This is a genomic window from Nocardioides sp. (assembly GCF_035547795.1).
GTDB lineage: Bacteria > Actinomycetota > Actinomycetes > Propionibacteriales > Nocardioidaceae > Nocardioides.
On sequence record NZ_DASZUF010000063.1, the window covers coordinates 1 to 12,670 of the forward strand.

12 protein-coding genes are annotated in these 12,670 nt (G+C 72.3%); 11 read left to right on the forward strand and 1 reads right to left on the reverse strand.

The window, feature by feature from the left end; all coding sequences use genetic code 11:
* The first annotated feature begins 296 nt into the window (after nucleotides 1–296).
* From VHA72_RS04610 to VHA72_RS04660, 11 genes are all read left to right on the forward strand, one after another.
* Nucleotides 297–1,085 (forward strand): ABC transporter ATP-binding protein, encoded by a 789-nt coding sequence (locus tag VHA72_RS04610; RefSeq protein ID WP_325573268.1) that lies wholly within the window; start codon nucleotides 297–299, stop codon nucleotides 1,083–1,085.
* The gene (locus VHA72_RS04615; protein ID WP_325573269.1) at nucleotides 1,060–1,929 is read left to right on the forward strand and encodes an ABC transporter permease; all 870 of its coding nucleotides are present in this window, start codon (nucleotides 1,060–1,062) and stop codon (nucleotides 1,927–1,929) included. The genes VHA72_RS04610 and VHA72_RS04615 overlap by 26 nt, the downstream gene beginning before the upstream one ends.
* Nucleotides 1,930–1,961: 32 nt before the next feature.
* A complete protein-coding gene (locus VHA72_RS04620) occupies nucleotides 1,962–3,071 on the forward strand; it encodes an ABC transporter substrate-binding protein (protein WP_325573270.1) in 1,110 nt (369 codons plus the stop codon).
* The gene (locus VHA72_RS04625; protein WP_325573271.1) at nucleotides 3,068–4,282 is read left to right on the forward strand and encodes a CaiB/BaiF CoA transferase family protein; all 1,215 of its coding nucleotides are present in this window, start codon (nucleotides 3,068–3,070) and stop codon (nucleotides 4,280–4,282) included. Before VHA72_RS04620 ends, VHA72_RS04625 begins: the two co-directional genes overlap by 4 nt.
* 77 nt (nucleotides 4,283–4,359) lie before the next feature.
* Nucleotides 4,360–4,968 (forward strand): TetR/AcrR family transcriptional regulator, encoded by a 609-nt coding sequence (locus VHA72_RS04630; RefSeq protein ID WP_325573272.1) that lies wholly within the window; start codon nucleotides 4,360–4,362, stop codon nucleotides 4,966–4,968.
* Nucleotides 4,958–5,326, forward strand: coding sequence for a YidH family protein (locus VHA72_RS04635; protein ID WP_325573273.1), 369 nt, complete (start codon nucleotides 4,958–4,960; stop codon nucleotides 5,324–5,326). The genes VHA72_RS04630 and VHA72_RS04635 overlap by 11 nt, the downstream gene beginning before the upstream one ends.
* Nucleotides 5,327–5,333: 7 nt before the next feature.
* Complete coding sequence (locus tag VHA72_RS04640; RefSeq protein ID WP_325573274.1) at nucleotides 5,334–5,609, forward strand: DUF202 domain-containing protein; 276 nt, start codon at nucleotides 5,334–5,336, stop codon at nucleotides 5,607–5,609.
* Nucleotides 5,610–5,623: 14 nt separating this feature from the next.
* Nucleotides 5,624–6,469, forward strand: a complete 846-nt coding sequence (locus VHA72_RS04645) for an SMP-30/gluconolactonase/LRE family protein (protein ID WP_325573275.1) — start codon at nucleotides 5,624–5,626, stop codon at nucleotides 6,467–6,469.
* 35 nt (nucleotides 6,470–6,504) lie between these two features.
* On the forward strand, nucleotides 6,505–7,263 hold the full coding sequence (fabG, locus tag VHA72_RS04650) for a 3-oxoacyl-ACP reductase FabG (protein WP_325573276.1): 759 nt from the start codon (nucleotides 6,505–6,507) through the stop codon (nucleotides 7,261–7,263).
* On the forward strand, nucleotides 7,257–8,867 hold the full coding sequence (locus tag VHA72_RS04655) for a long-chain fatty acid--CoA ligase (RefSeq protein ID WP_325573277.1): 1,611 nt from the start codon (nucleotides 7,257–7,259) through the stop codon (nucleotides 8,865–8,867). Before fabG ends, VHA72_RS04655 begins: the two co-directional genes overlap by 7 nt.
* 25 nt (nucleotides 8,868–8,892) lie before the next feature.
* Entirely contained in the window at nucleotides 8,893–10,071 is a 1,179-nt protein-coding gene (locus tag VHA72_RS04660; protein ID WP_325573278.1) for a thiolase family protein, read from the forward strand.
* 1 nt (nucleotide 10,072) lies between these two features.
* On the opposite strand, the gene VHA72_RS04665 is transcribed toward VHA72_RS04660, so the two are convergent.
* A partial coding sequence (locus VHA72_RS04665) for a proline dehydrogenase family protein (protein ID WP_325573279.1) occupies nucleotides 10,073–12,670 on the reverse strand: 2,598 nt, incomplete at its 5' end.

Here is a 12,670-nt window from a genome sequence, read left to right on the forward strand (position 1 = left end):
GGTGGTGCTGGCAGACTTCACGTCAGCCTCCTCGCTGCTAGACCCAGTGGGGAGGCACCCTCTTTTCGGTGCCGGGACGCATCTGTCAGTCAGCTCACTGATCGGCGTTCCCAGCCGGTGACCTACCCGGCCTTGACGCACAGCCCTGTCGACGATCACGGCGTCCCGGGTGTCCGCCGGGCCCTGCAGAACTCATGCTGGACCTCTCACGGTCGAGCGAGCAGGGCAGTGACCCGACGGCACCTGGGGTGCATCAGCGGCCCATCCAGGACCGCCGACGCGAGGAAGGTAGTCCAGTGAGCGACCTTGTCATCCGGGCTTCCGGGATCGTGCGGGAGTTCGTCGCCCGTCGCGACACGGTGCATGCCCTGGGCCCGATCGACCTCGAGGTCGAGCGCGGTCAGTTCGTCGCCATCGTGGGGCCGTCCGGTTGCGGCAAGTCCACGCTGCTGCGGATCGTCGCCGGCCTGGCGGCGCCGTCGGCGGGTGAGCTGGAGATCGACCGGGTCGAGCCCTCCACGCCGCTGTGCTCGATGGTCTTCCAGGACTACGGCATCTTTCCGTGGAAGACGGTGTTGGCCAACGTCCGGCTGCCGCTGGACATCGCCGGCGTCTCGCGTCGCGAGGCCGACGTGGTCGCCCGCGACTGGCTCCACCGTGCGGGAGTGGCCGGGTTCGAGGCGGCATACCCGGCGACGTTGTCCGGTGGCATGCGGCAGCGCGTCGCCCTGGCCAGGGCCTTCGTGGCGAACCCCGAGATCCTGCTGATGGACGAGCCGTTCGCCGCCCTCGACGCCCAGCTCCGGCTGGTCCTGCAGCAGGAGCTGCTGCGGGTGTGGGAGGCCAACCGGCGCACCATCTTGTTCGTCACTCACTCCATCGACGAGGCGCTGCTCCTGGCCGACCGCGTCGTCGTCATGTCCTCGCGGCCCGGCCGCATCCTCGACGACTTCGAGGTCCCCTTCCCGCGGCCCCGCACCCGCGACGCCCGTTCGGCGCCGGAGTTCGGGGCGCTGGAGGAACACATCTGGCGTCTTCTGAAAGGTGAGGTGGAGCAGCGTGAGCACGCTGATGACGTCGCGTGACGAGGTGACCGGCGTCCAGACCATCCGTCGGGTACCGGGCTCGGAGGAGCGGACCCCGCGCAAGCACGCCCGGCGCCGCCGGGCGGTGACACTGGCGCTCGCCTGGGGTACGCCGGTGGTGTTGTTCGTCCTCTGGGAGATCACCGCCCGGCAGAACTGGATCGACACCCGGTTCTTCCCCGCGCCCACCACCATCTGGACCGCCGGCATCGACGCCTTCCGCGAGGGTGTGATGACCGACGCCGTCCTCGACACCGTGAAGAAGCTCGTCATCGGGTACGTCGTCGGCGTCGTGAGCGGTGTCCTGCTGGGCCTGCTGCTCGGCATGTCCTGGGTGGCGCGGGCCGCCCTGGAGAACACCCTGATCGGCCTCTACACCCTGCCGAAGCTGGCGCTGTTCCCGCTGTTCCTGCTCATCTTCGGGCTGGGCGACCTGCCCCAGATCGTGCTGGTCGCGGTGAGCGTCTTCTTCATCGTGGTGCTGGCCGCCACGGCTGCGGTGATCTCGGTCGAGCAGGGCTACAAGGACGCCGCCGCCGTGCTCGGGGCGAACGGTCGCCAACTGCTGCGCCATGTCGTCATCCCGGCGGCGATGCCAGCCATCGCCACCGCCATCCGGCTCACCGCCGGCATCGCGATCCTGGTGATCGTCGGCATCGAGATGGTCTCGGGCGACAGCGGCCTGGGCTACCTGATCTACCAGCGCTCGCAGGTCTTCGACCCGGCCACGATGTACGCCGGCGTCATCATCGCCGGTCTCATCGGCGTCATCTTCACCGGCCTGGTGAGCCTCCTGCTCAACCTCCTCATCCCCCAGCAGCGACCCCGATTCCGGCGTTCCTGACCACGCCCTCACGCAACCCAGGAGAAGAACCCATGACCAACCGAATGATCCCGCGCGCCCTCAGCGCGGTGGCGGTGGCAGGCATGCTCGTGCTGGCCAGCGCCTGCGGCTCGGGCTCGGCCCAGTCCGCGGGCTCCGCCGGCGCCGACGCCCACCAGGTGTCGACCCTGCCCGCGGGCGTGAAGCTGTCGGGGGCGCCCAACACCCCGGCCGCCAAGCCGCTGCCGAAGAAGGAGACGCTGAAGGTCGGCATCCCCTCCAAGCTGGAGCTCGAGGCGCCGGCGCTGCTCGCCCAGGCCAAGGGCGAGTTCGCCAAGGAGAACCTCGACGTCTCCTTCGTCACCGACACCGTCCCCAACCTGCTCACCCTGCTGGGTCAGAACAAGATCGACCTGACCTACGCCGGCGCCCAGGCGCTGGTCTTCAACGCGCTGCGGAACAAGGTGCCGATCAGGTGGGTCTCGGGCGTGGCGTCCTCCGCACCCGACAGCGGCCTCTACATGTCCAGCAAGTTCGGTACGGCGCAGACCTTCAATCCCGCCAAGCTCAAGGGCACCACGATCGGCGTCAACCCGGGCGGCCTGGCCGCGCCGTCGGAGTACGGCCTCTACGCCGCCATCAAGCAGGGCGGCCTGAAGTCCAGCGACGTCAACATGAAGGTCTTCAACGACATCGGCTCGATGGTGCAGGCGCTGGAGAACGGCAGCCTGGACGGCGCCACCTTCGGCCCTCCGTTCACCGCGAGCCTGAAGCCCGGCACGGCGTTCGAGGCGGCGGACGGCTACCCGCACGACATGCAGATCGCGGGCTACTTCGCCACCACGAGGCTGCTGGACGACAAGCGCGCCGCCGGCGTCGCGTTCTTCCGCGCCCTGGAGCGCACCGTCAACACCTACCTGGCCGGCGACTACCACCAGAACGCGGCAGTGGTGAGCCAGGTGGCGCAGCTGCTGGGCACCACGCCCGACGTACTGAAGGTCGCGCCCGCGCCGCCGTGGGACTTCAACGTGCCGGCCGTCTCGGTCACCCGCCTGCAGCAGATGTACTCCTCGGTGCCCGACACCCTGCGCTATCAGGGCACCGTCAAGCCCAGTGAGCTGATCGACCTCTCGCTCGTGGTCGATGCGGCGGAAGGGAAGTGACGCACTTGTCCAGCCACCATGGCGGCTCCCCTCGGGGGGACCTGCTCTCCGGCATCAAGGTGCTCGACGCGGCCACGGTCCTGGCCGGGCCGGTGACGGCGACGGTTCTCGGTGACTTCGGCGCGGAGGTGGTGAAGGTCGAGGACCCGCACGTCGGCGACTTCACCCGCGTGTCCGGTCGCTCCCCGGGCTGGCTCCAGGAGGGCCGGAACAAGAAGTCGGTCTCGCTCGACCTGCGCACCCGCGCCGGCCAGGAGGTGTTCCACCGGCTGGTCCCGCACTTCGACGTGGTGATCACCAACTTCCGGCCGCCCACGCTGGAGCGCTACCGGATGCTGCCGGAGCACCTGCAGCCGCTCAACCCGCAAGCGGTGCTGCTCTACCTGACCGGCTTCGGCCTGACCGGGCCCTACCGCGACCGCGGTGCCTTCGACCGGATCGCCAGCGCCTACAGCGGCCTGACCTACGTGACCGGCGAGCCGGACCGGCCACCGGTGCGCAGCGGCTACTCGGTCATCGACTACATGAGCGCCTACATGGCGGCGTTCTCGGTGATGGGCGCCCTCTACCACCGTGACGTGGCCGGTGGCCCGGGTCAGGTCATCGACCTGGCCCTGTACGAGGCAGCGCTGCGCGCCAGCGAGGACTCGGTCACGGCGTACGGGCTCGAGCACACGGTCCGCGAGCGGCTCGGCAACAAGAACCCGCGGATCGTCCCGGCCTCGGACTTCGACACCGCCGACGGCCGCCGGGTGTCGCTGCACGCGGGCACCGATCCGCTCTTCGCGCGGCTGGCCTCGGTGATGGGGATGTCCGAGCTGGCACGCGACCCGCGCTTCGCCACCAGGGAGAGCCGGGTCGAGCACCAGGAGGAGCTGTACCGCATCATCGACGGCTGGGTCGCCCAGCTGACCGCCGACGAGGTGGTCAAGATGCTCAGCGACGCCGACGTGCCCGCCTCGCCGATCATGAGTGTGGCCGACATCGTCAACGACCCGCACGCCAACACCCGCGGCTCGCTGATCACCGTGGCCGACGAGGAGTTCGGCGACGTGCCGATGGTCGCGCCGTTGCCGCGGATGAGCGCCACCCCCGGTCAGGTCCGCTGGGCCGGGCCGGCGCTGGGGGAGCACACCGCCGAGGTCCTGGGCGAGCTTCTCGGCCTGGACGCGGAGGGACTTGAGCAGCTTCGACGCGACGGTGCGCTGTGACGGCTCAGTACGATGCCAGCGCGCGGGGTGGCCCGACTCGCGGCCGAGGACGAGGAGACCGAGCCCAGGGGAGCGACATGGAGCAGGCACCGGAGGATCTGGCTCAGCGACGGCGCTCGCGAGACCGTGCCCGGACCGAGGCCGATCTCCTCGAGGCGACCTTCGAGCTGCTCGAGCGGGACGGGATCTTCGGCGGGGTCAACCTCCAGGAGGTCGCCGACCGTGCCGGGGTCAACCGGGGTCAGATCTACCAGTACTTCGGTGACCGGCGCTCCCTGCTCCGCTCGGCCGTCGCCCACTGGGCGAAGGCATGGGCGGCGGGCGCCAAGCGGCACTGGGAGGCGTCGTTCATCCAGCGCCGGCGGGCGATGTTCCGCGACGCGCTGGCCGACCCGCGGGTGACCCTCGTCGAGGCGCTGCTGGCGATGGACGGCGACCCCGACTACCACGTGCTCCCCGAGCTGGCCCGGACCCGGGCGGCCCTGGAGCGCGACCAACGCTCCGGTGACCTGCCCGCGGACGCCGACGCGGTGGCGATGCACGCGTTCACCGTCGCGGCGTACAAGGGCTACGTCATCTTCCGCGAGGCGCTGGCGCGCGACATCGGCGTACCCGTCGACGAGTTGGACCAGCGGGTGCTGGCGGTCTACGACCGGGTGCTCGAGTCGATGAGCCATGAGGGCTGAGCCGGAGCGCTGGCCACGGTGGGTCTACGACCTCGGTGAGGAGCCGGACTACCGGTTCTCCTTCGCCAACGAGCGCACCTTCTTGGCCTGGATCCGGACCGCGCTCGCGCTGGTCGCCGGCGGCGTCGCGCTCGATGCCGTGGGCGTCTCCACGTGGCCGGGGCTGCGGCGCGCACTGGTCGTCGTACTCGTCGGTGCGGGGGTGCTGTGCGCGGTGCTCTCGTGGTTCCGGTGGGCGCGTGCCGAGCGGGCGGTCCGCACCGGTACGGCGTTGCCCGCCCCACGGGCCGCCGCGGTCGTCGCCACCGCGACCGGACTCGTGGCGGTGGGGGTGCTCGCCGCCCTGGTCGGGACCTGAGGAACCGATGGCCGCACCACCGGGCCTGCAGCGCGAGCGGACGATGCTCGCCTGGGAGCGGACGGTGCTCTCCACGCTGGTCGCGGCACTCGCGCTGGGTCGCGTCTGGCTGTCGTGGTCGCTTCCGGCGGCGCTGGTCAGCGCCGTCCTGGCCGGCGCCGCGGCGCTGGCGGCCCTCCGCCGACGCCGCGTGGTCGCCGTCGGCTCGGCCACCGCGAGTGTCGCCCTCGCCGTGGTGGTCCTCGGCGTGACCCAGCTCGTTCTGCTCCTCCACCGCCCGTAGAAAGGACCGTCCCGATGTCACCCCAGACCCTCTTCGACGGATTCAGGTTCCCCGAGGGTGCCCGCTGGCACGGCGGCCGGCTGTGGTTCTCCGACATGCACACCGGCGAGATCTTCCGGGTCGACCCGGAGTCGGGCGAGCGGCCCGAGGTGGTCACCCGGATCGACGACCAGCCGTCCGGACTGGGTTGGCTGGCCGACGGGTCGTTGCTGATCAGCTCCATGCACCGCCGGCTGGTGCTGCGCGACGACCTCCGCGGCGACCAGCGGGTCTACGCCGACCTGTCCGGGCTGACCGACGCCCCGATCAACGACGTGGTCGTCGACGCGACTGGGACCGCCTATGTCGGCGGCTTCGGCTACGACCTGTACGGCGGCGCACCGCAGCGGCCGGGTCCGATCTTCGCGCTGACCGCGTCGGCCCCGCCGCGGATGGTGGCCGACGACATGGTGTTCCCCAACGGGGCGGTGATCCTGCCCGGCACCAGGACACTGGTCGTGGCCGAGACCTGGGCCGCTCGGCTGACCGCCTTCGAGATCGGCGAGGACGGCGGCCTGGCCGACAAGCGGGTCTGGGCGGAACTGCCGGAGGGCTCCACCCCGGACGGACTGTGCGTCGACGTGGAGGGCGGCGTCTGGGCGTCCTGCATCGGCAACGGCCGGTTTCTGCGGGTCGTCGCCGGCGGCGAGGTCACCGATGTCGTCGACGTGCCGGGGCGGGCGCCGGCCGACTGTGTGCTCGGCGGCGCCGACGGCCGCAGCCTGTTCCTGCTGACCGCCAACAGCTGGCAGCCCGCCGAGACCGGGGTCCGCGAGGGCCGGGTCGAGGCCGTCACCGTCGACGTACCCGGGCCGCAGTGACCCACCCCATCCCACCTCGAGCAAGGAGAATCTCCATGACCGACCCCGCGCGCATCGCGATCGTCACCGGAGCGGCCCGCGGCATCGGTGCCGCCGTCGCCCACCGCCTGGCCCAGGACGGCCACCGGATCGCGGTGCTCGACCTCGACGCCGCCGCCTGCGAGCCGGTCGCCGAGGCGATCGTCGCCGCCGGAGGAGAGGCGATCGCCCTGGGCGCCGACGTCGCCGACGAGACGGCGGTCCAGTCTGCCGTCGACGCCTGCGCCGAGCGGCTCGGGCCGCCCACCGTGCTGATCAACAACGCCGGCATCACCCGCGACAACCTGTTGTTCAAGATGACCACCGCCGACTGGGACAGCGTGATGGGCGTCCACCTGCGCGGCAGCTTCCTGATGAGCCGCGCCGTGCAGCGCTGGATGGTCCAGGAGGGATGGGGCCGGATCGTGTCGATGTCCAGCACGTCGGCGCTCGGCAACCGGGGTCAGGCCAACTACGCCGCCGCGAAGGCGGGGCTGCAGGGCTTCACCAAGACCCTGGCGATCGAGCTCGGCCGCTTCGGCATCACCGTGAACGCCGTCGCGCCGGGCTTCATCGCCACCGACATGCTGGAGGCCACCGCGGCTCGGCTCGGCAAGCCGTACGACGAGCTCCTCGCCGAGTTCGCCGCCGACATCCCGGTCGGCCGCACCGGCACCGTGGACGACATCGCCGCCGCCGTCTCGTTCTTCGTCCGCGAGGAGGCGTCGTTCACCACCGGCCAGACGCTCTATGTCGCCGGCGGGCCGCGATGCTGACCGGGCTGATGCAGCCCCGACCGCTGACCATCGCGCACCTGGTGGAGCGGCTGGAGCAGCTCTTCGCGCACAAGACCGTGGCCACGGCCGGCACCGAGCGGGTCACCTACGCCGAGGTCGCCGACCACGCCCGCCGACTCGCCACCGTGCTGGACGACCTCGACGTGCCGGTCGGCGCGCGGGTCGCCACCTTCGCCAGCAACAACCGTCGCCACCTCGAGCTCTACCTGGCGGTGCCGGCCACCAAGCGGGTGCTGCACACGCTCAACATCCGGCTCTCGGCGGAACACCTGGAGTACATCGTCGACCACGCCGAGGACGACGTCGTCTTCGTCGAACGCGCGCTGCTGCCGCGGATCTGGCCGAGCGCCGAGCGGCTCTCCCGGGTGCGGCACTGGATCGTGCTGCCGGACGACAGCGACGCGGCGGTCCCCGCCGACCCGCGGGTGCTCGACTACGACGAGCTGGTCGCCGGCGCCGCGCCGTACCGGGGTTGTCTGGAGGACGCCTTCGCGGCCGAGGAGGAGAACCTCGCGGCCGGGCTCTGCTACACCTCGGGCACCACCGGGCCGCCCAAGGGCGTGCTCTACAGCCACCGCTCGACGATGCTGCACTGCCTGGGCACGCTCGCCGCCGGCCTGGTCGGTATCGCGGAGAGCGACGTGGTGATGCCGATCGTGCCGATGTTCCACGCCAACGCCTGGGGACTTCCGTACGGCGCCATGCTCGCCGGCGCCGCTCTCGTCCTGCCGGGACCCTCGGCCGAGCCCGAGCACCTGCTGAGCCTGATGGCGCGAGAGCGGGTCACGCTTGCCGCCGCCGTCCCGACGGTGTGGACCAGCCTGCTGCCACGGCTGGACGACCACGACCTGAGCGGGCTGCGGATGCTGCTCGGCGGCGGTGCCGCGGTCCCGGCCTCGCTCTCGGAGGCCTACCGGGCCCGAGTCGGCCTGCCCCTCACGCACTCGTGGGGGATGACCGAGGTCAGCCCGGTCGGCGCCATCGGCGGCACCCGCAGCCGGCATGCAGGCGCGGCCGAGGAGGAGCAGGTCGCCGTACGCGCCGCTCAGGGGCAGCCGATGCCGCTGGTCCGACTGCGGCTGAGCGACGTCGAGGACGGCCACGAGCCGCCGCGCGACGGTCGCTCGATCGGCGAGCTTCAGGTCGCCGGACCGTGGGTGGCCAGCGGCTACTTCCGGGTCGAGGCGACCGACGCCTTCACCGAGGACGGCTGGCTGCGCACCGGCGACCTCGCCACCATCGACGGCGAGGGCTATGTCCGGCTGGCGGATCGGATGAAGGACCTGATCAAGTCGGGCGGGGAGTGGATCTCCTCGGTCGAGCTGGAGGCGGCGATCGCCTCCCACCCCGATGTCGCCGAGGTCGCCGTGGTGGCGCGCCCGGACCCGCGGTGGGGCGAGCGGCCGATCGCCTACGTCGTGCTCCGCGAGGGCAGCGCCACCTCGGCCGATGACCTGGCGCGTCACGTCTCGCCGCTGGTCGCCAGGTGGTGGCTGCCCGACGAGTTCGTCTTCATGCCGGTGCTGCCCAAGACCGGCACCGGAAAGCTGTCCAAGAGCGCGCTGCGGGCGCGGACCGCCTGAGAGCGGCACACGGAGAGGACGGGTCATGCCCGAGGAACGGATCGTCATCGTCGACGGCGCGCGCACGCCGATCGGCGGCTTCGGTGGTGCGCTGAGCGAGGTGCCCGCCCACGAGCTCGGGGCCGTCGCCGCCCGGGCGGCGCTGGCGCGCTCCGGGGTCGGCCCGGATGCGGTCGACGAGGTGGTGATGGGGTGCATCGGGCAGGTCGGTGCCGACGCGTTCAACGCGCGCCGGGTCGCCCTCGCCGCGGGGCTGCGCGAGCGGGTGCCGGCGTACACCGTCAACCGGCTGTGCGGCTCGGGCCTGCAGGCGATCTGGTCGGCCGCCATGCAGGTGCGCTGGGGCGGTGCCGACCTCGCGCTGGCCGGTGGCGACGAGTCGATGTCGCGGATGCCGTTCTACGACTTCGGGGCGCGCCGCGGCTACCGGCTCGGCCACCGGGAGCTGGTCGACGGCACCCTGATGATGCTCACCGACCCGTTCCACGACATCCCGATGGGCGTCACCGCCGAGAACGTCGCGGAGCGCTACGGCGTCTCCCGCCAGGAACAGGACGAGTACGCCGCGGAGTCGCAGCGCCGGTGCGCCGCGGCCCAGGCCGCGGGCGTCTTCGCCGAGGAGATCGTGCCGGTCGACATCGCCGGTCGCCGACCGCGCCGGGTCGAGGTGGACGAGCACCCGCGGCCGGAGACCACCGTGGAGACGCTGGCGTCGCTGCCCGCGGCGTTCCGCGACGGCGGCAGCGTCACCGCCGGCAACTCCTCGGGCATCAACGACGGTGCCGCCGCGGTCGTGGTCGCCCGCGAGTCCGTGGCACGCGAGCGCGGGCTGCGTCCGCTGGCGGTGCTGGAGGCCGTCGCCACCGCCGCGATGGAGCCGGAGCTGATGGGCTACGCCCCGGTGCTGGCACTGGGTCGGCTCTTCGCGACCACCGGCACCGGCCCCGCCGACATCGACGTCGTCGAGGTCAACGAGGCCTTCGCCGCGCAGGCGATCGCCTGCATCCGGGACGCGAAGCTCGACCCGGCGAGGGTGAACCCCTACGGTGGCGCCATCGCGCTGGGTCATCCGGTCGGGGCGACCGGCGCCATCCTGACCCTGCGGGTCGTCCGCGACCTCGTCCGCCGCGACCTCGAGCTGGGCGTGGTCACGATGTGTATCGGTGGGGGTCAGGCGCTGGCGGCGCTGCTGCGGCGGGTGTAGGTCAGCCGAACAGCCCCTCCGCCAGCGGCGTGGGGGAGCCGAAGCGGTGCGCGGTGATGGCGACGGCCTGCTCGTGGAGGAAGGTCAGCATCTCGATGCGTCCGGCCTCCACGGCGGGCTGGGCGTAGAGGGCGACGTCCGCGCGGCCCTGCGACGCGTCGGCGAACGTCGCCCGGGAGCCGCCGATCAGGCGCACCCGCCGCGGTGCGTCGGGGCCTCGCAGGGTAGCCGCCCAGGCGTCGGAGTCCTGCGTCACGACCGTCGCGCCGGCCTCGGCCAGCAGAGCCGACACCTCGGCGGGGAGCTCCACGCCGAGAGAGACCGTGACCGGGGCGCCCGCGGCCAGGCCGGCCGCGACCACCCGCACCACCGACGCCGCGTCGGGCGACTCCACTCGCACCGTGGCCGGCACCGGCAGGTAGCGGAAGACGTTCTTCTCCGCGAGCAGCCCGCTGACGTCACGGGCGACGCCGAACTCGTCGGCCCAGGCCGCGGCGTCGGAGCCGAGCGCACGGGACAGGAAGCCGTCGGCGTCCAGCCCCAGGGCGGTCGCCCCTGCCAGCAGGCGCGCGGCGGCACCGGCCACCGCCGCGGTCCGGCCGGCGCGGGCGGGCGCCCAGTCGGTGAGCCCGATCAGGTAGTTCGGGCCGCCGGCCTTGGTGCCGGCGCCGACCGCGGACCGCTTCCAGCCGCCGAAGGGTTGGCGGCGTACCACCGCGCCGACGGTCGACCGGTTGACGTAGGCGTTGCCGGCCTCGACCGCGGCGATCCACCTCTCGACCTCGGTGCGCTCCAGGGAGTGCAGGCCGGCGGTGAGGCCGTAGTCGGTCTCGTTCTGGATCGCGATGGCCTCCTCGAGGGTGTCGGCCTCGATCAGCCCCAGGACCGGGCCGAAGTACTCGGTCAGGTGATACTCCGAGCCACGCTTCACGCCGGTCTTCACCCCGGGCGACCAGAGCCGGCCCTCGGTGTCGAGCCGACATGGCTCGACCAGCCAGGACTCGCCGGGAGCGAGCGTGGTCAGCGCGCGCAACAGCTTGCCGCCGGCCGGCTCGATCACCGGGCCGACCTGGGTGGTCGGGTCCGAGGGCAGGCCCACCTTGAGCGAGGTGACAGCGTCGACGAGCTGGTTGCGGAAGCGCTCCGACTTCGCCACCGAGCCGACCAGGATGCCCACCGAGGCCGCCGAGCACTTCTGCCCGGCGTGGCCGAACGCGGAGTAGACCAGGTCCTTGACGGCCAGGTCGAGGTCGGCGTCGGGCGTGATGATGATGGAGTTCTTGCCCGAGGTCTCGGCCAGCAGCGGCAGATCCGGGCGGAAGCTGCGGAACAGCGCCGCGGTCTCGAACGCGCCGGTGAGGATCAGCCGGTCGACCTTCGGCGAGGCGACCAGCGCGCGGCCGGCGTCGTTCTCGGGGACGTGCACCAGATGGAGTACGTCGCGCGGCACCCCGGCGGCCCACAGTGCCTCGACCAACAGCGAGCCGCAGCGCGCGGCCTGCGGGGCCGGCTTGATGACCACCGCCGAGCCGGCGGCCAGCGCGGCCGCGACGCCACCGGTCGGGATCGCGATCGGGAAGTTCCACGGTGGGGTGACCAGCGTCAGCGCGACCGGGACGGCCCGGGCGCCGTCCATCGCGTCGAGCCCCTCGGCCAGGTCGGCGTAGTAGTTGAGGAAGTCGATCGCCTCGGAGACCTCGGGGTCGCCCTGGTCGAGCGTCTTGCCGCACTCGGAGCCGGCCACCTCCAGCAGGTCCGCGCGGCGGCGCTCGAGCTCCACCGCCGCCGCGCGCAGTACGGCGGCCCGCTCGGCGCCGGTCTTCGCGCCCCAGGCCGGCCCGGCCGCGGCCGCCTCGTCGACCATCCGCTCGACGTCGGCCACGGAGTCGACGGCGTACTGCCGCACCAGGTCGACCCCGAGCGTCGAGCCGGCGATGCGGCTCATGATCTCGCGGCCCCAGGCATGGTTGCCGGGCAGCGACGGGTCGGTGTCGGGGGTGTTGGCGAAGGAGGTCATCGGCGCGGCGGTGACCGGCCGGCGGCGGTCCTGGGTGCGGTTCGGGGTCGGCACGGAGCCGTCGACGGCCCGCAGCGAGGCGAGGAAGCGCTCCCGCTCGCGGCGGTAGAGCCCGCTGTCGGCGTGGATGTCGAAGACCGCCGACATGAAGTTGTCCTGGCTTGCGCCCTCCTCGAGCCGGCGCACCAGGTAGGCGATGGCGACGTCGAAGTCCCGCGGGTGGACGACCGGGACGTAGAGCAGCAGCCCGACGCCCTCCTGTTGCACGGTCTCGCGGACCGCCTCGGCCTGGCCCTCGGCCATGCCGAGCAGCATCTCGAACTCGACGGCCCCCGCGATCCCGCGGACGCCGCGCCTGCCGGCGAGCACCCACGCGTAGGCGACGTCGAAGAGGTTGTGTCCGGCCACGCCGAGCCGGACGTTGGCGGTGCGCTCGGGGGTGAGCGCGTAGTTGAGCACGTTCTTGTATGAGGTGTCCGACTCCCGCTTGGAGCCCCACGTCGCCAGCGGCCAGCCGTAGAGCGAGGACTGGACGCGCTCCATCGGGAGGTTGGCGCCCTTGACCAGCCGGACCTTGATCGG